The organism is Deltaproteobacteria bacterium (assembly GCA_021737785.1).
Classification (GTDB): domain Bacteria; phylum Desulfobacterota; class DSM-4660; order Desulfatiglandales; family Desulfatiglandaceae; genus AUK324.
In genome coordinates, this window is sequence record JAIPDI010000003.1 from 119,604 (window position 1) to 142,465 (window position 22,862).

17 protein-coding genes are annotated in these 22,862 nt (G+C 49.9%); 2 read left to right on the forward strand and 15 right to left on the reverse strand.

Annotated elements, in window-relative coordinates:
• Positions 1-104 precede the first annotated feature (104 nt).
• From K9N21_03025 to K9N21_03080, 12 genes are all read right to left on the reverse strand, one after another.
• The gene (locus K9N21_03025; protein MCF8142871.1) at positions 105-1,352 is read right to left on the reverse strand and encodes a branched-chain amino acid ABC transporter substrate-binding protein; all 1,248 of its coding nucleotides are present in this window, start codon (positions 1,350-1,352) and stop codon (positions 105-107) included.
• Between the two features lie 97 nt (positions 1,353-1,449).
• Positions 1,450-2,238 (reverse strand): SDR family oxidoreductase, encoded by a 789-nt coding sequence (locus K9N21_03030; GenBank protein MCF8142872.1) that lies wholly within the window; start codon positions 2,236-2,238, stop codon positions 1,450-1,452.
• A 2-nt stretch (positions 2,239-2,240) separates the two neighbouring features.
• Positions 2,241-3,797, reverse strand: coding sequence for a long-chain fatty acid--CoA ligase (locus K9N21_03035; GenBank protein ID MCF8142873.1), 1,557 nt, complete (start codon positions 3,795-3,797; stop codon positions 2,241-2,243).
• Between the two features lie 8 nt (positions 3,798-3,805).
• On the reverse strand, positions 3,806-4,972 hold the full coding sequence (locus tag K9N21_03040) for an acyl-CoA dehydrogenase family protein (protein MCF8142874.1): 1,167 nt from the start codon (positions 4,970-4,972) through the stop codon (positions 3,806-3,808).
• A 178-nt stretch (positions 4,973-5,150) separates the two neighbouring features.
• Positions 5,151-6,383 (reverse strand): TetR family transcriptional regulator, encoded by a 1,233-nt coding sequence (locus K9N21_03045; protein ID MCF8142875.1) that lies wholly within the window; start codon positions 6,381-6,383, stop codon positions 5,151-5,153.
• A gap of 518 nt (positions 6,384-6,901) precedes the next feature.
• Positions 6,902-7,762 (reverse strand): 3-hydroxyacyl-CoA dehydrogenase family protein, encoded by an 861-nt coding sequence (locus K9N21_03050; protein ID MCF8142876.1) that lies wholly within the window; start codon positions 7,760-7,762, stop codon positions 6,902-6,904.
• A gap of 97 nt (positions 7,763-7,859) precedes the next feature.
• On the reverse strand, positions 7,860-9,068 hold the full coding sequence (locus K9N21_03055; GenBank protein MCF8142877.1) for a thiolase family protein: 1,209 nt from the start codon (positions 9,066-9,068) through the stop codon (positions 7,860-7,862).
• Positions 9,069-9,083: 15 nt separating this feature from the next.
• A complete protein-coding gene (locus K9N21_03060) occupies positions 9,084-10,229 on the reverse strand; it encodes an acyl-CoA dehydrogenase family protein (GenBank protein MCF8142878.1) in 1,146 nt (381 codons plus the stop codon).
• Between the two features lie 32 nt (positions 10,230-10,261).
• Positions 10,262-10,639, reverse strand: coding sequence for a thioredoxin family protein (locus tag K9N21_03065; protein ID MCF8142879.1), 378 nt, complete (start codon positions 10,637-10,639; stop codon positions 10,262-10,264).
• Between the two features lie 223 nt (positions 10,640-10,862).
• Positions 10,863-12,701 (reverse strand): sigma 54-interacting transcriptional regulator, encoded by a 1,839-nt coding sequence (locus K9N21_03070; GenBank protein ID MCF8142880.1) that lies wholly within the window; start codon positions 12,699-12,701, stop codon positions 10,863-10,865.
• Positions 12,702-12,728: 27 nt separating this feature from the next.
• Positions 12,729-14,048 (reverse strand): DUF362 domain-containing protein, encoded by a 1,320-nt coding sequence (locus K9N21_03075; GenBank protein MCF8142881.1) that lies wholly within the window; start codon positions 14,046-14,048, stop codon positions 12,729-12,731.
• A gap of 246 nt (positions 14,049-14,294) precedes the next feature.
• A complete protein-coding gene (locus K9N21_03080) occupies positions 14,295-15,101 on the reverse strand; it encodes an enoyl-CoA hydratase/isomerase family protein (protein MCF8142882.1) in 807 nt (268 codons plus the stop codon).
• Between the two features lie 281 nt (positions 15,102-15,382).
• Here K9N21_03080 and K9N21_03085 point away from each other — a divergent pair, with 281 nt between their 5' ends.
• The gene (locus K9N21_03085; protein ID MCF8142883.1) at positions 15,383-16,645 is read left to right on the forward strand and encodes a GAF domain-containing protein; all 1,263 of its coding nucleotides are present in this window, start codon (positions 15,383-15,385) and stop codon (positions 16,643-16,645) included.
• 52 nt (positions 16,646-16,697) lie between these two features.
• Here K9N21_03085 and K9N21_03090 read toward each other — a convergent pair whose 3' ends face one another.
• From K9N21_03090 to K9N21_03100, 3 genes are all read right to left on the reverse strand, one after another.
• The gene (locus K9N21_03090) at positions 16,698-17,309 is read right to left on the reverse strand and encodes an HAD-IA family hydrolase (GenBank protein ID MCF8142884.1); all 612 of its coding nucleotides are present in this window, start codon (positions 17,307-17,309) and stop codon (positions 16,698-16,700) included.
• The gene (locus K9N21_03095; GenBank protein ID MCF8142885.1) at positions 17,309-18,097 is read right to left on the reverse strand and encodes an enoyl-CoA hydratase/isomerase family protein; all 789 of its coding nucleotides are present in this window, start codon (positions 18,095-18,097) and stop codon (positions 17,309-17,311) included. Before K9N21_03095 ends, K9N21_03090 begins: the two co-directional genes overlap by 1 nt.
• Before the next feature lie 192 nt (positions 18,098-18,289).
• Positions 18,290-19,807 (reverse strand): AMP-binding protein, encoded by a 1,518-nt coding sequence (locus tag K9N21_03100; protein MCF8142886.1) that lies wholly within the window; start codon positions 19,805-19,807, stop codon positions 18,290-18,292.
• 245 nt (positions 19,808-20,052) lie between these two features.
• On the opposite strand from K9N21_03100, the gene K9N21_03105 reads away from it, so the two are divergent.
• Positions 20,053-22,683 (forward strand): dihydropteroate synthase, encoded by a 2,631-nt coding sequence (locus tag K9N21_03105; protein ID MCF8142887.1) that lies wholly within the window; start codon positions 20,053-20,055, stop codon positions 22,681-22,683.
• The last annotated feature ends 179 nt before the right edge of the window (positions 22,684-22,862 follow it).

Sequence of the window (22,862 nt, forward strand, 5' to 3'; positions counted from 1 at the left end):
ATCGCCTATCCTTTATCATACTCTTACAGACTTCGATCCTTCCGATGGGCAGAGGATTTCTCTTTAGGTTTGAAATCCTCTGCCTTCGGTCTCGGGCAGCGCCTTTATTTGGAAGGTCGTTCCATTTTGCAGCTTGTTTGCAAATATACGTCTTCAGAAGGTACGATCATCAGGGTCTTCCAACCATATCCGGTATCCTCTACATCATATTTGACATCCTTCGAAAAGACCGATATGACCTGTGGCATAACTGCTTGATGGTTATCTGCTCTCATCAAAAGTTCTCCGGTTGGTGTATTTACTCTCATGCCCTCCAAGGCATAGGCTATATCTATTGCCCTAATGGATTTCGTATTTTCGATCGCGCTGCAGAGCATTTTTATCATTGTGTTAATCTCTTGATAGTAAAAATCGACTCCATATTTTTCTTTGAATTTGAGTGCAAATTTGGTAGTTTCGTTGTCCCCGTCATTATAATTTATGTGCCAGGTCGTAACCTGAACAGTACCCTCGCCAGCTTCTTGAAGAGCAGATGGCGCGCCAATAACCCCAGCATAAGTTGTTATCCATTTTGCTTTCAGCCCGGCATTGTGTGAGGCCTTAATTAACATATTTAGGTCGGTTCCCCAATCACCAGTGACAACGGCATCTGCACTTGAAGCTTTTATTTTGTTTATGTAGGGGGCAAAATCCTTTATTTTTCCCACCGGATGGAATACATCGCCAACAATTTCAATGTCTGGTCGACGTTCTTTCAATTCCTTCTTGGAAGCCGCGCTAATTCCATGACCATGCGAGTAATCCATATTTATCAAAAAGACTTTCTTTACAGATTTATCTGAAGCCAGATATTTAATAAGCGCCGTAATCTTTTGATCTGCGGTCGGCCCCCAGCGAAAGAACCAAAAATTGCATTTTTCATTCGTAAGTGATGGCTCTGTAGAATCCGGACAGAGAAAAACAACTCTTTTGTCAGGGTTCCGAAAATTATGCTTCTCAACCGCATCCAGCATCGCGGCTGTTGCACCGGAACTGTGGCCTTGGCAAATGATGGAAATGCCTTGATCGATAGCGCGCTTGAGTTGAAATACACTTTCACTTGGACTGTTTTTATTGTCAAAAAGTACGATTTCCAGTTTTTTCCCTAAGACACCTCCTGCTTCATTGATATGATCAGCAATCATCTGATATTGTTTATTACTTTGATCGCCAACAGCCGCAAAAGGTCCTGAAGCTGGGTCTATAACTGCAATTTTAATAGTGTCTGCAGCGAAAGTTGAAAGGGGAATTAACATTGCGGAAAGAAGAATAATGGTAACTATTCCAGCCCTGCTTAGCTTTCCTTTTATCATCTTTAAACCTCCTTTTCATGTTAATGTTTCGGATCGTTTAAGTTTTATAGAGCCAATTTTTCGATTAATCCCTCCTTTCCATTGAAGAGTTTTGATTTTAAAACATAAATGCGCCTCCGTTTATACTGAGGGTTGCTCCAGTAACACAGCTTGACTCATCAGACGCCAGATACAGAGCCCCGTCAGCGATATCTAAGGGCACCGCATGTCTTCCAAGAGGGACTCTTTTGAGGTATTCATCGCCAACATTGATCGCCGCCTCATCCCCCATTTGGGTTTCAACGGTCACTCCAGGGCATATATTGTTCGTTCTTATGCCATACGGCCCTAATTCAAGTGCGATCGCCCTGGTGAACCCCATCATTCCCGCCTTGCTTGTAGCATAGTGCGAATGTCCAAAGCTCGGTGCTGTTTGGCCACCGATCGAAGCTATATTGATGATTACACCACCGTTCTTCTGTGACTTCATGTAATTGCCCACCGCTCTAGAACAATAAAAGCAACCGTAAAGGTTGATTCTCAATGTTCTATCCCAATCCTCATCACTCATGTCAAGTATGGCCTTTTTTTCATAAATCCCTGCACAGTTTACGAGAATATCGATTTTGCCAAATTTTTCATATATTCCATCGGCCATCTTACTAACTTCAACGGACCTTGAAACATCAGTGATAAAAAACTCTGCCTTGCCGTCATATCGCTTCAAGATATCTTGGACTTCCCTTTTATCATTGCTCATAACGGCATCTGCCAGAACAACTGTCGAACCCTCCTGCAGAAAACGAACCGCAATAGCCCTACCTATCCCACCACAGCCCCCAGTTATAATCGAAATCTTGTCTTGCAGCCTCATATTCACCTCACATTCCAAATCTGTTCCTTCCACAATTAAACATCTTTCTTATGCTTGTCTCTAAATTTCGTCCGCAGCTCTGATTTGAGTACTTTTCCACTTGGATTTCGAGGAAGGGCTTCGACAAATTCGACAAATCTTGGTTTTTTGTAGCTTGCCATATTTGCTTTGCAATATTCGACGAGCTCTTGGCTTGTCAGCTGTTGGCCCGGAAGCAATACTACGATTGCCTTGACAGATTCAACCCATTTTGGGTCCGGGACACCTATTACCGCCGATTCTAACACTGCAGGATGGGAGTTGATAACATCCTCTACCTCCTTTGAATAGATGTTTTCACCCCCGCTAATGATCATATCCTTTTTCCGATCGACAATATATATATAGCCTTCCTCGTCAGTCCGGGCTAGATCCCCTGTGCACAACCACCCCTCTTTAATGGTCTCCATCGTAGCCTCATGATTGTTCCAGTAGCCCTTCATCACCGTATCCCCCTTTATTACGATCTCCCCAACTTGCCCAGGTCTCACGTCCTCCATTTGATCATCTACCACCCGAACATGCAGTGAAATGAGCTCTTTCCCAACCGAATAAAGCCTTTCTATCTTTTCTTTTGGCCCCTCTGTGAAATGTTCCGAGATTGGCAAACAGGTCGCACTTGACGTATTCTCGGTCAAACCGTAAAGGCCCCAAAAAACCTTACCAAACACCGAAAATCCCCTTTTCAGCAACTCAACTGGCATGGGAGATCCTGCATACATAATGCTGCGAATGGACGAATGATCCTTCTTCTTAAGTGAGGGTGAGTTCAATAAATCCGTCAGCATCGCCGCGTTCCACCATGAGGTTGTAATTTTCTCTTGCTCGATTAGCTCCAGTGCATGATCTGCATCCCACTTTTTCATAATCACAATTTTGGCACCAACATACATTGCACTATAGCTAATAGCTGTTCCGGCTGCATGATAGAGAGGAGGTGTCACAAGCAGGGCATCTTCCTTTTTCATCTCATACGCATACATATCATCCAACGCGTCCGTTAGAACATTCTTATGTGTGATCATGACACCCTTCGGACGTCCGGTGGTACCGCTCGTATACATGATCCAAAAAAGGTCACTTTCATCAATCTGTGTATGACACTCGCTAGATGATTGGTTCTGAATGAATTCCTCATATCCCAAAATCTCGCCATCGGCACCCCCAAACGTAATAAAATACTTGAGGTGATCTAATTCTCTCTGGATTTGGCGTATCGTTTCGACGTACTCAGGTCCCATAACAATTGCAATTGCCCCTGAATTATTCAGGATGTAGAGAAGCTCACGACCAGCCAATCGATAGTTCAACGGAACCAATATGATGCCGCTCTTCCCGCAGGCACAGTAACATTCCCAATACTCATGACAGTTTCCAGAAAGTACCGCGACTCTATCACCCTTTGATATTCCTAATTCCTCAAGAGCATGAACCAGTTTATTAACTCTCCCATTGGCCTGCTGCCATGTTAATCTCTGGGCCTCGCAAATAACTCCTTCCTTATCCGGAAAGCGACGCGCGTTACGCACAATCAAATCTCCGAAAATCATCATGCAACCTCCTATATGGCTGGTGAGTTGATTACGTTTCGTGCAATAACAACTTCCAGAATATCCGCAGCTCCACCTCCTATCTCCACTCCCATATTATCTCTAAAAAATCTCTCGACCTCGTATTCACGACAATAACCGTACCCCCCCAATATGTGCATTGCCCACATAGTTGTATCCTGAGCATGGCGAGAAGCCAAACGTTTTGCCATGGCCGCTTCTAAGGTACATCTTTTCCCCTGTTCATAGGCAATCACCGCATGGTGCCCAAGCAACCGACTCGCATGGATATAGGTAGCCATTTTGGAGAGCATTAACTGAACGCTCTGGAAATCCACTACATGCTGTCCGAATACTTCTCTTTCATGTGCATACTTGAGAGCACGCTCGTAGGCGCCTCGCGCTATCCCCGTAGATAACGCACAACATAAAATTCGATCAACATCAATCCCCGACAAGGAAACCATCATTCCCCTGCCCTCACCTACCATCAGATTTTCCGCTGGGACCGGGCAATTCTCAAAACTGATCTCGGCCTGTGATGAAGACCTCATACCGCAGGTTTCTATTTCTCTCGAAACAGTGACCCCTGGAAAGTCCTTTTCGACCAAGAAACTTGACATCCCCTTGGTCCCACGTGTAGGATCAGTTACGGTAATGAAAACACCGACACTCGGAAGGAGGGCTCCAAAATTCGTTATGAGAGTCTTGGTTCCGTTCAGCAGATAGTTACCATCTTCATCCTTAACCGCTCTTGTTTTCATATTGGCCACGTCCGAACCTGCATTTGGTTCAGTCATACCTATTGCACCGATCATTTCTCCATTAACCAGTTTCCGCAGGTATTTTTTCCGTTGAACATCCGTGCCCAGCTTATAAATCGAGCCATAAGCAATGACACCAGCGGTCACCATGTAATCCATGGCCAGGGACGGCAAAGCAGTCGCCAATTCCTCAACTACAATATATACAGCCATCAAATCCATCTCTGACCCGCCATATTTAGAAGGTATTGCCGCACCGATAAACCCCAGCTCAGCCATTTTTCTAAATATTTCCAATGGGAACTGAGCCTTTTCATCAAGATCTCGCGCATAAGGCGCAATTTCATTCTTCACAAAATCCCTGATTGTGTCCCTGAGCATCTTCTGTTCATCGCTGAATCGATATTCCAACATCCTATTTCATCCTCCTTTTCAAAACGGAATTAGTACTCTGGAGACGAATGCCCTTTCAATACGTTCATATACAAAATAAAGAGCGGCAGCTTTGCGTTAACCCCAAATGTCCCTTTTCAACTTAACAGCCGGTGCCGACGCAATCCGCTAAAAATTAACCGTAAGCCATTTCAAAATGCTAAGCAATCACCGCATCACTAAGTAAATTGGTAACTTGGTTAATTTCATCTGTTTTATCAATTGCAGCCTGTTTTCCCAAGAAGAACCATCTCAGGCCCATGTGGGTAAAAGCCCCTAAAAACATATTTCTGAAAATTCTAATATCAGTATCGGGCGCAAAGCTCCCAGCATCAATTCCTTTTTGAATTATATCTTCTAATAGTTTTAAATACCTACGCAAACCATCATATGCACGGGATTGGTAAAACCTTCTATTCAAAAGGATCAAGCTTAAATAGACTTTGAGAAAATCGGTATCAGTCAAATAAAGATTGAAATGATACTTGATGAAACGACGCAGCATCTTTACTGGATCTTTAATATTAAAGGCCACTTCCAACTGATTTATATGTTCTTCAAAACGCTGTTCCGGGATACAAAGCAAAAGCTCTTCCTTATTGGTAAAGTATTCATAAACGGTTCCATCCGCCACACCGGCTTGCTTGGCAATCTCTGAAATGGTGGCTTTTGTGTAACCTTTTTCCGCAAACGCCCTAATTGCCGAGCGCAGGATACGACACCTCGTAGTCTCAAACGATTTATCATTTTTACCTATATTGCATGTAAGTATCCGCTCAATAAGCCTCATGCAAGCCCCGTGATCTGGTGTAGCCTCATTAATTTCTTTGGTGATCAAACATGTAATCGCTTCAAAATCTACAAGACCAAAAATTAGGTCGCGAACCAAAACCATATTTATAGCCGGCCTGAAAGCTCCCTCTTCAACGCCTTCCCTGAGAACACATGATAAAATCCCGGCGTAGTGTCGTATCAACTGATAACCCTTTGTACGATAAAAATTCAAATTAGAGCGACATTCTAAATTAACCAAAGTTATATAATCTCTATTAATATCATTAAAATGTAAATGTGCCCAAATAAGCTTTCTTAATTTATTGTATGCTCCGCTAATCCCCTGAAGCTGTTCGTTTAGGTACTGAAGGAACTTAACCATATGATCTTCAACAACAGCAAAAAGAAGCTCTTCTTTTCCCCTAAAATACTGATAAATAACAGGATCTTTTATTCCTACCGCTGAAGCTATTTCGCTGATACTGGATTCAGAGCACCCTCTTCGATTCATGGCTTCTGCAGCTGCGCGCAAGATACTCTGCTTTACCTGAGGATCCTTGTTTAACCGCCTTATAGCTTTTTGATTTTCTTTCTTTCTCTCCGATTTTTGTTCTCTCAAAATTCACCTCATTAATTGTATTCAGTAGTGATACCTAACTGAACACAATTAAAAACCCCTGTCAAGAAAAAATTTCGGGCTTCTTCTTGCAAATTTGCAAAGGTGAATAACTGTTTTGTGAGCGAAGCAGCTTCATTTTAGATATTTGATTAGACTTGGAGAAGGTGCATTTAAAATTGCTTTTGGATTTATGACAATTCTTCAGGGAGATCATAGCAACTGCTTTAAAATATGCATGAAATCTCGCTTGGCCAAAACAACCAATAGAAGTCTAATTCATGCCTCTCCGGCTAACTTCCACCGCCCAGATTGCGTCATTCTTCGCAAATTACAAGCTCAAAAACATTCAGTATCCGGAGTTACCACATTTATAAAACTGGCCCCGAGGTCAGAGAATAAGGTCAGATCCCTTTCATCCCCAGCACCGGTCAATCCATCCCCGGTCCTTGGGAGGCCTCATATCTGCATGGCTGCTGGCCCCATAGTTGCTTTTTGAGTGACAACCGGATAGGCATGGTCTAATTTTTGTAGTCGAACCAACCCCGACCTGTCTTTCGACCTAAATGGTGGGCATTGACTTTTTGTTTCAAAATCGGCCTCGGTCTGAACCGTTCACCATATGACTCGAAAAGAATTTGTTGAACCTGGAGGTTCAGGTTATTCCCTGTTAGATCCATGAGCGCATATGGCCCAATCGGGTGCCCTAATCCGAGTTTGCAGGCGGTGTCGATATCTTCAGGTGACGCAACGCCCTCCTCCAGCAATCGGTTGGCCTCGATCCACATGGCATGAAGTATCCTGTTGACAGCAAACCCTGTCACATCTTTTACCCTGATGGGGGTCTTACCGATGCTGCGGCAGCAATCCATCATGACCGTTATCGTCTCATTATCAGTCTCTAAGCCGGGTATCACCTCTACCAGTTTCATTACAGACGCTGGCGAGAAAAAATGCGTCCCCAAAAACCGGCCGATCCGTTCCCTGCTGACAGAGGTTGCCAGCAGCGTGATAGGGATGCTGGAGGTATTCGTTGCGAAGATACAACCTGATTGGCACACGCGGTCAAGTTGTGAAAAAACCTCCCTCTTGGTTTCCAAATCCTCGAAAACCGCCTCCACCGCAAGATCAATACCTTTTAAGACTTCATATTGGTCCGTAGGAGTGATACGAGAAAGGGTAGCGGCCTTGTCTTCTGCTTTAAAGGTCCCCTTCTTTATTACCTTGTCCAAGACGCCTCTCAGGCGCTCTTTTCCTTTTTGAGCCAGATCAAGGGAACTCTCTTTCATGCACACGTCGTAACCCGACATAGCGAAGCAGAGGGCAATCTCTGCTCCCATCATTCCCGCGCCTATCACACCCACCGTATTTATTCCATCCATAATTCCTATCCCTCCTTACACCCAAGAGATCCCGCGGTTCTCTCATCCGATTAGCCGTGTAAGAGCGCTGTCTCTACATGGTCAGGCCCTTATACTCCTACACTTTGATCACACACGCATCTGCCTGGGCTAACCCACCACAAATCGCGCCCAGTGCGTATCCGCCTCCCTTTCGATGCAATTCGTACATCAGGTTCATTATCAGACGGGCTCCGCTGGCCGTATTCGGGTGCCCGATGGCAATGGCACTGCCATTAACATTCGTTTTTTCACGCAAAGCTTGCGCCTTTCCCTTGTCCTTGTCGGTCATCAGAAGTGTGCTTACCAGGGGCACTGCGGCAAAGGCTTCGTTTATCTCAACAAAATGAATGTCGTTCATACTCAGGGCCGCCCGATTAAGGGCCTTCATGGCTGCATAGGCAGGCCCCTCTGGCATTCGGTTTGGGTTGATGGCTATGGAGGACATAGAAACGATCTCGGCTAAAGGCTTCAACTCCAGCTCATCGGCCTTGGATCTTTTCATAAACAAAATCGCCGTCGCGCCATCATTCAGCCCAGGCGCATTCCCTGCAGTCACCCCTTTGCATCCGTAGATGCCTGGAAGCTTGCTGAGCTTTTCAATAGTGGTCTCTTTCCTATACTGTTCGTCAATGTCGAGAATGATCGGATCTCCTTTCTTTTGAGGGATTTCCAAAATCATCATCTCATCTTTGAATTTGCCAGCTTTCCATGCCTGGCCATACTTATAATGGCTTCTCAGTGCCCACTCATCCTGTTCTTCGCGGGAAATTCCATACTCTATCGCCACGTTGTCTGTATCTACGGAAACAGGATTGAAATCCTTGTATCCCAAGGCAAACAGGGGATCTTCCATCTTGACATCACCCAAGCGAAATCCTTTCCACCGAAGCCCCCTGACGATGAGCGGTTCCTGGCTAAAAGAGGTGGCGCCGCCTCCTATAGCGCACGCAATTTCCCCGGCCACCATCGCACGACATCCGTAATGAACCGCTGACATAGCTGACACGCAAGCCTTGTCCAAGGAAACGGAAGGCGTCTCCGGTGGAAGTCCGGCCTTGAGAAGAGTCTGCCGTGCAGCTACAGGGGTATAGACGTCCTTACACACAGAGGTATCACCAACCCCCCAATAGACTTCATCAACCTGGTTTCCGTTCACATGGACTCTATCCAGGACTTCTTTCATGGGCAATGCCCCAAGATCAAAATAGTCATATTCCCTTAATGCTCCACAGTAACGTCCGAACGGTGTTCTAACCGCATTTACAATGACAATATCTTTATACATTTCAACTCCCTTTCTTTATCTCAACATCTGGTTGGCGATGATTATGCGTTGAACCTGATTTGTTCCCTCATATATTTGGGTTATTTTGGCATCCCGCATCATCCTTTCGATCGGGTATTCCCTGGAGTAACCATACCCGCCAAAAAGCTGGACCGCATCGGTAGTGACCTGCATCGCCGTATCCGATGCAAACCACTTCGCCATAGAAGCTAATCTCGGTATATCTTTTGAGTCCGGCGCATTGTCAATTGTGCCACAAACCCGGTAAATCATCGTCCTGGCCAATTCTATCTTTAGGGCCATTTCTGCAAGCATCCACTGAACGCCTTGGAATTCTGCGATAGTTCTCCCAAACTGCATTCTGCCTTTAACATAGTCCAAGACAGCATCCAATGCGCCTTGTGCAATGCCGAGGGCCTGAGCTCCCACGGCAGGACGGGTATAATTGAAGGTCTTCATGAGAATTTTGAAGCCATCCCCTGGGCTGCCAATGACATTCTCATCGGGGACAAAACATTCTTCAAAAATGAGTTCCCGTGTGTCCGATCCCCGAATGCCCAGCTTTTTTTCCTCTTTGCCTACCGAAAAACCAGGGACATCTTTTGGGACCACCAGCATGCTCATGCCTTTGTGGCCCTTACTCTTATCCGTAAAGGCGACAACCGTCACGACGTCGGATACCCCTCCATCAGTAATGAATATCTTCGTCCCATTCAGTACATAGCCGTTGTCTTTTGGCGCAGCAACAGTTCTGATCCCAGTCACATCAGAGCCTGCCCCTGGCTCAGTAATGGCGCACGCCCCCAGAACTGAACCTTCGGCCATGGGCTTGAGCCATTTTATTTTTTGCTCATGATTTCCCGCTATAAGAAGAGGGTCTGTCGCTAAAGCTTGAGTAGTGAGAATAACCGAAGTTGACGCACACACACGGGCCACCTCCTCGACCACGACCGCGAGGCTGACCATACCTGCCCCTGCTCCTCCATATTCTTCAGGCACTTGAATCCCAAGCAGCCCGTTCTCTTCAAGTATCCTTTTATTTTTCCAGGGGAATTCCTCTTTTTGGTCAATTTCTGCTGCTTTAGGTTTAAATTCATTCTCAGCAATTTTTCTGACCATGTCACGCAGCATTTGCTGCTCTTCTGATAGGTTAAAATCCATCACCCTTTTGTTATTTACCTCCAAGACATATATTACGCGAGCGTTTTGGATAAGAATTCTTTGAGGGTCGTTCCATCTACCTGGCCCAGTAACCGTCCTGTCTCTTTGCCATCGTTAAATATGAGAAATGTTGGTGTTCCGCTGACCTTATACCTTTCACTGAAAATACCCAGGCACTCCTCCGCTAATAAACAAACATGTAGTCTTTCACCATACAGTTTTGCTGTAACATGATTAACCATTTCAACCTGCCCTTCAATTTCTGAATCGTTGCGTATACACATTACAAGTACGGGCGCCTTTTTCTTGAGGACCTCATATTCAAAATCCTCCGAGCCGACTAAACGAATGCCTTTTTTTATTGAAAATTCTTTGCTGGAAAGTTGCCTATCAGCTTTCAGGATACTCAAACGATATCACCCCGCCTTCAACTGTATGTCTACACCAATTCTTACTGAACGACACGATGCTGTTGTTTTAACTGCCGCCACTATGCAGCAAGACATGTGCCAAAGGGAAAAAATGATAGGATTAAAACATCTTGGCAGGCTTTAGGGGGAATTAAGCCATAATTTTAGGTAAGTGAATATTAACTAAATGGGAGGAAGCGTAGCATGCAACAGAAATGTTGCGCTACATATCTGTAGCATCGCGCAACAGATCTGCCTTGGATGCAGATAGTTTATGTCGTCTGATTCTTCTATAGAGCGTACTGCGGTCTATTCCTAAAATACGTGCGGCTTTCGCCTTGTTCCAATCTGTTTTTTCCAACGCGGTCAGGATTTCTTGTGATCCACTCAGAATTTTTTGCTCATGGGATCTCTTTCGAACGCCCAAACTGCCCATTATTTCGGCAGGGATGTGGTCAAGGGTTATGATGGGCTCGCGGCAAAGGACAAACGCATGTTCCAGGCTATGTTCCAGCTCACGTACATTGCCAGGCCAGTGATAGTTCATGAAAGCCCTGACCACTTCATCCGCTAATCCCTCGACGTTCTTTTTAAACTTATTGTTAAAAACCTTACAGAAATAGGCAATAAGTAATGGGATATCATCAAGCCTTTCTCTCAGCGGCGGGAGATGCACTTCTATTACCTTTAGACGGTAATACAAATCCTCTCGGAATTCGCCTAACCTTACCTTTTCCTGTAAATCACGATTCGTGCATGCGATAACCCGGGCATCCACCTTCCTGGCTAGGGATTCCCCAACTCTCTCGAATTCTTTTTCCTCAAGAACTCTCAAAAGCTTAAGCTGAATTCTGGGCGATATGTCGCCGATTTCGTCTAACAAAATTGTTCCCTGACCAGCGGCCTGGAAACGGCCTTGAACGTCCTTTATCGCTCCTGTAAATGCTCCCTTTACATGACCAAACAGTTCACTTTCCAGCAAATTCTCTGGCAGTGCAGAGCAATTCACGGTTATGAGCGGTCCGAAGGCACGGCTGCCGCTGTGATGGAGGGCCTTAGCCACCAGAGACTTTCCTGTGCCGCTTTCTCCAGTGATCAAGACCGTTGTGTCCAAGCCGACCAGATTCTCCAGGAGGCTATATATGTCCTGCATATTTCGGCTTTTACCGATAATGTTATGAAATTGATGCTTTTCTCTCAATTCACGCTCAAGATTGCTGAGCCTTGTAATATCTCGTACGACAAGGACTGTTCCCGTGAATTCCCCCTCGCGATCCAGAAGGGGTGAACTCGTGATTATCACGGTTTGTTCAGGCCGATCGTGGCGTTTGCATTCAATCCTATACCCTTTTATCTCCATCTTTTTTTTCAGGGAATCACTCAAGACCTCATGGCACGCTTGATTACAACGGGTTGGACATTCGCCAAATGGCTTTCCCACGCACTCTCCATTAGATATGTCACAAATACTCTCTGTTGCTTCGTTGGCTTCAATCAACACCATCTTTGTGTCGACAGTGATAATTGCATCTCGAACGCTTCTAAAAATGGCCTGTAAGCGGCTACGATGCCTCTCCAGTTCTTCTTCCATTCGTTTACGGTCCGTTATGTCACGAACAATACTGCGAAATCCAATCCGCCGGCCCTCAGGCGTTTCGATTAAAGATATTGAATTTTCAATAATTCTTTTGACTCCGCTCTTCTGAATAATTTCATAGTAGAAGGCCGGATCAGGAATTCCTCTTCGATAAACTTTATTGTAGGCTTTATAAACTCTGTCTGCCATTGATTCGGTCACATACGCTCTAAAATTAAGGCCGATAAGTTCTTTTCTGGGATAACCTGTTATATTACAGAACGAATCATTGCAGAATACGGTGCTCCCCTTGAGATCAACTTCAACGTAACCCTCTTCAATGCCCTCAAGAATGGTTCGATGCCTTTCCTCAGGCTTACCTAACATATTGTCTACTCTATTTAAATCATCGAATTGGGGTGCTGCCCAAATAGTGGGAGATTGCTCCGACCTTTCAAAAGTTGAGCCTTTGTTTATGTTGTTCATGGGAGTCCCCCTTTGATAGATATTCGATTATGCCACCGTAAAGTAGGATTCGTCGTATTCAAACTTACCTTGATATCGCTTCATGAAAAACCCCGGGGCCGCATCCGCATTTTCGATGATGCTGGGATTGATCTCTATGCCGGCCCGATGAAAGGCCTCCACAATGGATTTGGGCTGAGGTGGGCACCCCTTGATGGGAATCATCTCTTGGATGTCCGGGTTGTCCTTATGGCGCTGGTACATGCATTTTCCGAATAGAATCGTCTTTTTCATACCCGGCGTGGGCGACATGGACTTGCCGGTAAGCACCTCCACATCGTCCCAGGGCGTTCCTTTCCAGGCAGCGGCTACTGCTGCAAGCGTAACACCATTTATAGCAGAACAGTAAGTGCACATCGTCAAATCATACTTACGGTATGAAAGACCCTTGATGCCCATCCTTTCCATCGGCAACGTTAGGGTATTTTTCTCATTATATGGGAAGGAGTATCTGTGAGGAGAGGCCACATCCTCGATCCTTTCGCCCATCACCTCCACGTCAGAAACATTGCAGGAACGTTTCCGGTTATTTGCCGCATGGACCAGACAGGGAACCTCCGATGGTTCGTATCCCAGGATCTTGGCCCCCACCATATCGGCAGAGAGGACGTCGGCCGAGGCCACGATGAGATTGCTTCTCCTGGCCCTACCGTCAAAAGCCGGTCCTCGCTCCAATGTATATAAGCCATCCAAAATAGTCAGGATGGGGGGCATGGGATCGGCCAGTCTGGCCACCCAGTAATTGAGATTCTTCTCCGGATCGGCGTTGTGGCACTTTTTTCGGGAATTGATATCGATCATCCCCTTAAGATTCTTGATTCCCAGGGACACCACGGTCTGGGCATGGGTCTTCAACACGGGAACATCCACCACAAAATCGCTGTCAAGGATATCCGCATTGAATTTGAGTGTTTCACCGTTACCCAGGTCCACCTCCCTGAACTCCCTCTCAAATACATTGATGGCCCTGACGCCGTATCGCTGATTCAGGCGGTTGTATCCCAGACTTTCAAAAGCATGAATTGAATTCAAGTTATCTTTAGATAAGGAGATCATCCCCTCTCCAATGGTGATGTGATCGATCCCCCGTTCCTTGAGGAGCATCACCGCATCCTCGATCATCCGCGAGGTGGTGATCACGCCCCATTTAGGAAAAGTGACTTTCCGAGTCCAGTAAACGATATTCGGTTTGATAAAAACCCTGGCATCGGCCGGGAGATGATCCAGCCCCTTGCAGAGGTCGACCGCCCTCCGGAGCGATTCCAGGGGTTTCTCGTACCGTACAATCGCCACAACCGGTTTGCCCATAATAGTATCTCCTTTCTCTGTCTGCTGGCCTGGAAAGGCTAAAAACCGAAGGCAATCTCACACAGCGCCACAGGGACACAAAGAATCTTTCCCCAGAAGCCCTTGTGATGCGTTTGCTCTCCCAGTTCTGCTAACCGTCAACCTTCCAAATCCTCATTTCGAAATATCTCACCCCCTCAACCTCAATCCCTAAATTCCTCAATTCTTCAATTTCTTAATCCCTTAATCCCTCAATCCCTTTGTCCCCTACCCCCCTGTGAACCGGGGAGACCGTTTTTCCAGGAATGCGGCCCGGCCTTCTCTCAGGTCCTGACTTACCATGACGCGGGCCATGATCTCCTCAGCCTCCTTCAGGCCGTCTGCATCCATATTATCCGAGCGGAGGATCAAGTTCAACATCCGCTTGATCCCCTTTAGAGATAGGGGCGCGTTCCCGGCGATCTCATCGGCCAGGGCATAGGTGAAAGATTCAAGTTCCGGCTTGGGGATCAGGTAGTCGAGCAGGCCCATCTCTTTGGCTTGGCAGGCGTTATAGGTCCGACCGGTGAAAAAGATCTCTCTTGTCTTTGACAATCCGATGGTCCGGATGAACCGCATGAGACCGTGAGGGGTATATATCATCCCGATCTTCGAAGGGGTCATCCCCATGCGGATATGGTCCCCGCCCACGCGGAGGTCGCACGAAACAGCCAGATCGCATCCGCCGCCAAAGGCGTATCCGTTCAGCATGGCGATCACCGGATAGGGATAGTTCATAATGCCGTCTACAGCCATTTCAAACGGGCCGAACGCGTCTGTCCGACCGGTTTTCCCGGGACCCTCCGGACCGCTCCCCGCGGTCAGGGCCGCGATATCATAACCCGAGCAGAAGGCCTCGTCCCCGGCCCCCCGAATAACAAGTGCACGGATACCGTCATCCCCTGAGATCCTCTCCATGTTCCGGTGAAGATCGAGGAGCAACTCCGCATTCATGGCATTCTTTTTTTCGGGGCAGTTCAGGACAAGGGTGCACACGCGCCCGTTTTTCTGAATCACCAGCCCATTTTTTTTCATTGTTTCATCCCACGGAACAGAGAGAGATACATCCAACGCGCCTTGGTCCGCAGTCCCGGTATGGCCCCATATATACAGGTTTCGCACCGAGGAGTAAAGCCCATCTCCGGATATCAGCCCTGGTGAAAAGATCAGCCCTTCGGATGAGGGTTGGATTACAGTTGAATTTCCATCGGTGTTTTTATATGCTCAGCCGAAATTTGTTCCCCTGATGGACATGACCTGGATTCTGATCCAAGCCATGACATCCGTCCACCCCGAAACCATTCACGCGAGCGCCCATGTTATCCGTCCGTCCCTCCAAGGAAATTGACGCCCTGGTAGAGCTGTCGTCCATGATCAACTCCTCCCTGGATATCTTTGAGGTGCTGAATTGTGCCATGCGCTTTGCCGAAGAGGTCATCGGTGCTGAAGGGAGTTCCATCTTTGAGATAGATTATACACGCAATGAGCTGTTCTTCCGGATTCTGAGCGGGCACGAGACCCATACCGTCAGAGAAATCCGTATGAAGATGGGAGAAGGGGTCGCCGGATGGGTGGCGCGGACCGGGGAACCGGTCATTGTTCCGGATACGGAAAAGGATACCCGGTTCAGCTCGAAAATCGATCTCATCACCGGATTCAAGACCCGCTCCATCATCGCTCTCCCCATCAGAAACAACGGTCGCCTGACAGGCGTCCTGGAGTTGGTCAACAAGCGCGGGCCCACCCCATTCAACCAAGAGGATCTGGAATTCCTGACCATTGCGGCCAATCAGATCGGGATCGCCATGGTCAACGCCAGGCTGTATGAGCGGTTGAAGGAAAAATTCACCCTGACCCAGGCCGAATTGAAGAAAACCCAGGAGCAACTTCTCCGCACAGAGCGTTTGTCTGCCCTGGCGGAACTCTCGCAGGGCGTGGCCCATGAGGTCCGGAACCCGGTCATGAGCATCGGCGGCTTTGCCCGGCGTCTCAAGTCCAGGCTGCATTCAGACAAGACCTTGGAATCCTACGTGGATATCATCCTTAAGGAATCCGCCCGGCTGGAGCAGATGGTAAAGGACGTGGAAGCCTACACCGCCATGCCTGAACCGGATATACGAGAGGTTAAACTGTCGGACGTGCTGCACCATGCACTTTCCGCATGGGAGAATGCGCCCGGGATACACCACCTGGATATTCAACTGACACCTCTCCCCGAAGATCCGACCCTCTATTTGGACAAAGAACAGATTTCCCTCGCCCTTATCAATCTGTTCCAGAACGCCGCAGAAGCCATGCCCCGGGGAGGGGCCGTTCTTGTTTCAACAACCTGGGAGGATGAATACCTCTCCATTCGTGTGAAAGACAACGGTCCGGGCATCGATCCTGAAGATCTCCCCCGCATCTTTGATCCGTTTTTCACCGCAAAATCGCAGGGATCCGGTCTGGGACTGACCACCGTGAACCGGATCGTGAACAATCACAGGGGCCAGGTCAAGGTGTGGTCGGAGCCGGGCGTCGGGACCGAATTTCAGATTCGTCTTCCACCGCATCTCCCGCCGGGGAGGATCTGGCGATGATTTTGCCGAACAGGAGGATTCCTGACTCACTCAGTGGTTACGCGGAAATAGATTATGACTCAGGAGCATGTGTAAGGAGGGGAGGGAGTTCTTCAAGGTGGTCAATAATGTAATCGGGCTCAGGGTCGTTGGAGGCCATGACCGATACCCCGCCATTGGTGAGGAGCACTGTGACGGCCCCCGCCCTTTTACCCGAAATCACATCAAAACTGAAATCCCCTACCACCACCAGTTCCCCGGGGGAAAGTCCCATGCGTTCCGCCGCCTTGATCACGCCGTCCGGATGGGGTTTTGGGAGCGACATCTCGCGGGTGATAACAACCTCGAAATGGTCGATGGTGATCCCTCTGAATCTTTCCAGCGACATCCTGATCGGCTTCAGCCGGCTTCTGGTCAGAATGCCCATCGGCATCTGTTTTCTTATCAGGGACTGAAGACATCTTTCCGCCCCCCGGTTGGGAAGGGACAATTCAGCCGCCAGATCCTCCTGTTCCTCCAGGATCTTCATGAGCCCGGGCCGACACTCCGGAGGCTGCAACGCTATAAACTCCAGGATGGGGTGGTCCACGGGACACCCCAGAAGCCTCTTGATGGCAGGAAAATTGAGCGCTCCCGGAACCGTCAGGGTTCCGTCAAAATCAAATAAGACGCCTTTGATCGCCATCAGAAAGGGGTCGCCTCGTCCCACATCGGCTCGCGCTTTTCAATGAATGCGGTAAAGCCTTCTATGGCGTTGGTGCTGACGCCGGCCATGGCCATCATCTCCTTGGCATACTGATAGGCCTGCCATTCGGTCATCTCGATCTGGGAATAAAAGACCTGCTTGGACATGTTGATAACGTACTTGCTGGCCCTGGCGATCTCTTTGGCCCACTGGAAGGTCATTTCATCCAGTTTGTCATCGGGAAACACACGGTTGACCAGATGAAAGGACCGGGCCTCCTCAGCGCTGTACAGCCCTGCGGTCATGAGCATCTCCATGCATTTTTTTTGAGGGACCGCCCGGCTCACGGCCACGGTAGGGGTCGAGCAATTATAGGAATAAATAAGGCCGGTCATGCCGAACTTGGCCTTGTCCCGACCGGCGGTGATCAGATCGCACCCCGCGGCCAGATGACATCCGCCGGCCATGGCAATCCCCTGCACCTGGGCGATAATGCATTGGGGGGCCGTGCGGATGGCGGTCATCAAATTGAATGAGGTCTGAAAGAGCTGCCGGATGGCAGAGAGGGGCTGGTTCAGTATCTCCATCCGGTCATGGCCTGCGCAGAACACCTCTCCCGCGGCCTTGAGAATAATGACCTTTACGTCGCATCGCTTTCCTGCATCCTTGAGACACGCAACGATCTCCTCTTCGAACTCCTGACCCAAGGCATTCCGCTTGTGCGGCTGATTCAGGGTCAGTATGCCGATCTCTTCTTTTTCTTCGTAGGTCATGTGCTGGTAAGACATAGATTTCCTCCCAAAGTTGTCATTCAGTTAAGTGACTCGTTGAACGCGGAACGCGGAGCTCGGAACGCGGAAGAAAGAACAATCAAAAGACGAACATCGAAATAGGTTAACAAACGGATAAACCCGCAATATTCCGGGTCACTCCCTTCTCCCCGCTCCCTGCTCCCTGCTCCCTGCCCAATTGACCAGTGACTAATGACCTTCCCATTCTTTATCTCTCAGCAGTCGTCTAAGGGCCTTGCCTGCGGCGGACCGGGGGATCTCGTCCACAAATTCCACGGCGACCGGGACCTTGTACGGGGCCATCCGCAGTTTACAGAAGTCCCGGATTTCCTCCAATGTACTGGTCTCCCCCTCATTGAGTTGGATAAAGGCCTTGGGGGCCTCCCCCTTAAGTTCGTCAGGGACCCCCACAATCACCAGGTCCTTGATCTTGGGATGGGCCAGCATCATGTCCTCCACTTCCGAGGGAAACACCTTCTCCCCGCCCACATTGATCATATCCTTTTTCCGGTCCACAATATAGGCATATCCATCCCCGTCCATCACTGCGATATCCCCGGCATGAAACCATCCGTCCGGATCGAAGACCTCTGCGGTGGCCTCGGGCCGGTTCAGATACCCCCGGGTCACGCAGGTCCCTTTCACGCACAGCTCCCCCTGTTCACCCGGAGGGAGGGACCGCCCCTGATCATCCACCACCTTGATCCGGGCGTCGTCCATGCCCCGGCCGCACGATCCCATCCGGGTCTCGGTATATGGGGCCGTGGTCCCCACACAGGAGGACTCAGTCAGCCCCCACGCCTCGGCATACCGCCACTTGAGCGTATCTTCTATCTGACGGATGAGGCTTTCAGGCATCTTGGTGGCCGCGGAGAGGCAGAAGACCACGGACGAGATGTCGCGGCCCGCTAGGTCCGGCTGCTTGAGCAGGAGATTATACATGGGCGGTACGCCCTGAAACACGGTCGGCCGCAGGTGTTCAATAATATCCAGGGTCTTTTCAGGGTAAAACCGCTCCACCGTAATCACCGTCCCGCCCCTTGAGAGGGTTCCGAAGGTCCCGTTGATCAGGCCCCAGCAATGAAAGATGGGAGTGGCCACCATGGTGATATCTTCCGGCCTGAAATGCACCTTGCCGAATTCCGTGGCATTGTGCCAGATATTGAGGTGGGTCGCCATCACGCCCTTGGGCCAACCGGTGGTGCCCGATGTGTACATGAGATGGCAGAGGTCGCTCCCCTTGGTCCCTTCAGGCAGAAAATTATCGCTGCCCTGCTCCAAAATCGATGCAAAGGAGGTGTGGTGTGCGCCTCCCGGATCCCCGAGAACAATGATTTTCTCCAGGGAGTTGAGATCCGGCCTCACCGTCTCGATGATGGGGAGACGCGAATCGTCCACAAGGACCGCTCGACTTCGGCAGTCCTTGAGGATGTAGGCCACCTCCTGCTCCCTCAGCATGGCATTCACCACGTTCACGGTCAATCCCGCACGGACCGTCCCCAGGTAACCGATGATCAGCTCCGGGAGGCTGGGCAGAAAGAGGGACAGGACATCTCCCCGAATCAATCCCATCTTCAGCAGACCGTCCGCGGTCCGCGTGATCAGACGATCCAGCTCCGCGTAGGAAATGCGGCGATCCCCAAAGATAATGGCTGTCTTCTCAGGCTGCTCAGCTACATGGCGCCGGATGATGTGGGACACGTTCATGGGCGATGCCTCCTCATGTACTGGATGCTGGTTGCTCGATGCTGGATGCTGGTTGAAGATCCAGACTCTACTGGAATTTGACGTTACGGGTCGTCATGTATTGGCATGAAGTCGTTTCAGCACTCCGCGTTCCGAACTCCGCGTTCCCGGTTCCGCATACCGCTTGCCGATCCATCTCATTTCTGATATAAGACGGCATATTATGAAATCGATTCACAAATGTCCATAGGCGGAGGCCAAATTCCATGCACAAAGAACACATCCCCCTAGGGGTCGGCTTTTATCCCGACTGGTTTTACACCCAGTACGGCATCTCCTTTGGCAGGGAATACTACTTCGACCCGGAGGTCCGGGTAACGGCACGGATGGAGATCGAGAGGCGGCTTTATGAAAGGTTCGGCGACGTGGGACTCGGCAACCCTGATCCCCAGCCGAAGCCCTTGATCACCTTCGGCATGGTGATGCTCCCCTCTATCTTCGGCTGCGAAATCATCTACAAGGACGACGCCCTCCCCTGGGCCATGCCCCTCAATCTGTCCGAGGACGAGATCATGAAGCTGGAGGTCCCGGATATCTTCAATTCCTATCCCATGACCGAGATGATCCGGCAGATCGACTATCTTAAAGAGACATACGGAAAGGTCGTGGGCGACATCAATACCACGGGCGTCCAGAATCTGGCCCTCAAGATCAGGGGGGATCAGCTTTATATCGACTTCTTTGAAAATCCCGCACTCTGCCGTCACCTCCTCGGCATCTGCGCCGAGTGCATGATCCGGCTCTTTGAGTTCAACCGTAAGACCACCGGGACCGGGGCCGTGGACGTGACCCCCATGTGCGACCCGAGGCTCTGCGTCCTCCCCAACTGCACGGCAGAGCAGATCTCCCTGGAGACCTATGAGGATCATGTCCTGGAATACGACAATCAGGTGGCCGATACCTGTTATCCGGTGGGAATCCATCATTGCGGGTCCGTGGACCAGGTGCTGGACGGTTACGCCAAGGTCCACCATCTGGAATTCATTGAGATCGGATTCGGGTCGGATGTCAAACGGACCCGGGAGGTGTTCGGCCCCAAAGTGGCTGTCAATGCCCGCATAAGCCCCGTGCTGATGAAAAACGGCACCCCGGAAGAGGTGGCCGCAGAGGTGCGGCGTCTGATCGACCATGGCGCCCCCCTCGAGAATTTCTCCATCGACACGGTCGGGTTGACCTATGGCACCCCCGACGAAAACGTCCGGACAGCCCTCAAGACCGCGGCCGAATACGGGAAAATCGATGGAAAGGGATCTTCTGCCGGTAGACAGCGGTTCTTTTTCGGTCCGGAGAAAGGCCTTCTCCCCGTGGAAACCAGTGTGAGCAGCGCCACAAAAACGGTAACCATAGGGTCCTCCCGGTCCCTGGTCCTCATCGGAGAGCGGATCAATCCCACGGGCCGGAGCCGACTCGCCCGGTCCCTGGAGGAGGGAAATCTCGACCTGGTACGATCCGAGGCCCTCAGGCAGGTGGCTGAAGGCGCGGATATATTGGACGTCAATGTGGGAGTATCCGGAATCGACGAACCGGACATGCTGAAAAAGGCGGTGCTGGCGATCCAAGAGGTCACCGATGTCCCCCTCTGTATCGATTCGGCCCTCCCCGAGGCCCTGGCAGCGGGTCTGGCCGTCTACAAGGGAAAGGCGCTGGTCAATTCGGTCAACGGTGAAACCCATAAACTTGAACGGGTCCTCCCCCTGGTGAAGGCGTATGGCGCTGCCGTCATCGGGCTCACCATGGACGACAGCGGAATCCCGCGATCCGCGGAAAAGCGACTTGAAATCGCCGGGTGGATCGTAAAAAGCGCGGAGCAGGAAGGCATCCCGAGGGAAGATGTCATCATCGATCCTTTGGCCATGGCCATCAGCGCCGATGATCAGGCCGGCCTGGAGACCCTCAAAGCCATCCGGCTCATACGGGATGAACTGGGCGTCAACCTGACGCTGGGACTCTCCAATATCTCCTTCGGGCTCCCTGAACGGGCATCCATCAATGCCGTCTTTCTGGGAATGGCCGTTTTAAGCGGCCTGACCTGTCCAATTGTCGATCCCACCGTGTGGGAAATGCGCCGGGCCACGCTCCTCACAGACATGCTTCTGGGCAGGGATCCGTTCTGCATGACATATCTGGCCGCAGGAAAAAGACGGGGAACAGGCGATGCCGTTGCGCCCGGACCGGGTGACACGGCCCGTGAGGATGGAGATCTGGGGCGGATCAAGGACGCCGTAATCGCCGGGAAACGAAAGGTGGCCGTCGAACATACCCAAAATGCCTTGGACCAGGGCGCGGACCCCCAGGAAATCATCAACAATTACCTGATTCCGGCCCTCAATACGGTGGGAGAGCGCTTTGAGAAGAAGAAAATTTTCGTTCCCGAGATGATGATGGCCGCCAAGTCCATGCAGGCCTGCGTGGACCTGGTCACGCCCCTTTTGAAAAAAGAGGCGTCTTCAGAGGGACTTGGAACGATTGTCCTGGGAACGGTTTTCGGGGATCTCCATGATATCGGAAAAAATCTGACCAGACTCCTGCTGGAAACCTCCGGATTCCGAGTCATCGACCTGGGAGAAAACGTCCCCTCTGCCAGGTTTGTGGAGGCGGCCAGGGAACACAAGGCCCACATTGTCGGGTTGTCATCGCTGCTCACCACCGGCGACCCCCATGTGGAAGAGACCATTCAGGCGATCAAAAACAGCGACCTGAGGGACAGGGTCAAGGTGATCTGCGGAGGCGCCGCACTCACTCTAAAATTCGTAGAGGCCTGCGGCGCAGACGCCCACGCCAGGGACGCGGCCGACGGCATCAAGAAGATCAAGGGACTGTTGGGAATTGAAGAATGATGAATGAAGAGTGAAGAATGAACGCGGAGCTCGGAACGCGGAGCGGGGAGCGGGGAGCGGGGAGCAGGGAGTGGGGAGCGCGGCAGAAAGGCCCAATCTGCAATCTCCTGACCCGGACAGGGCGGAACCAAAAAGGCCTCCGCAGAGAAAAACAATGTCAAAATTTCTTGTGCGTTTTG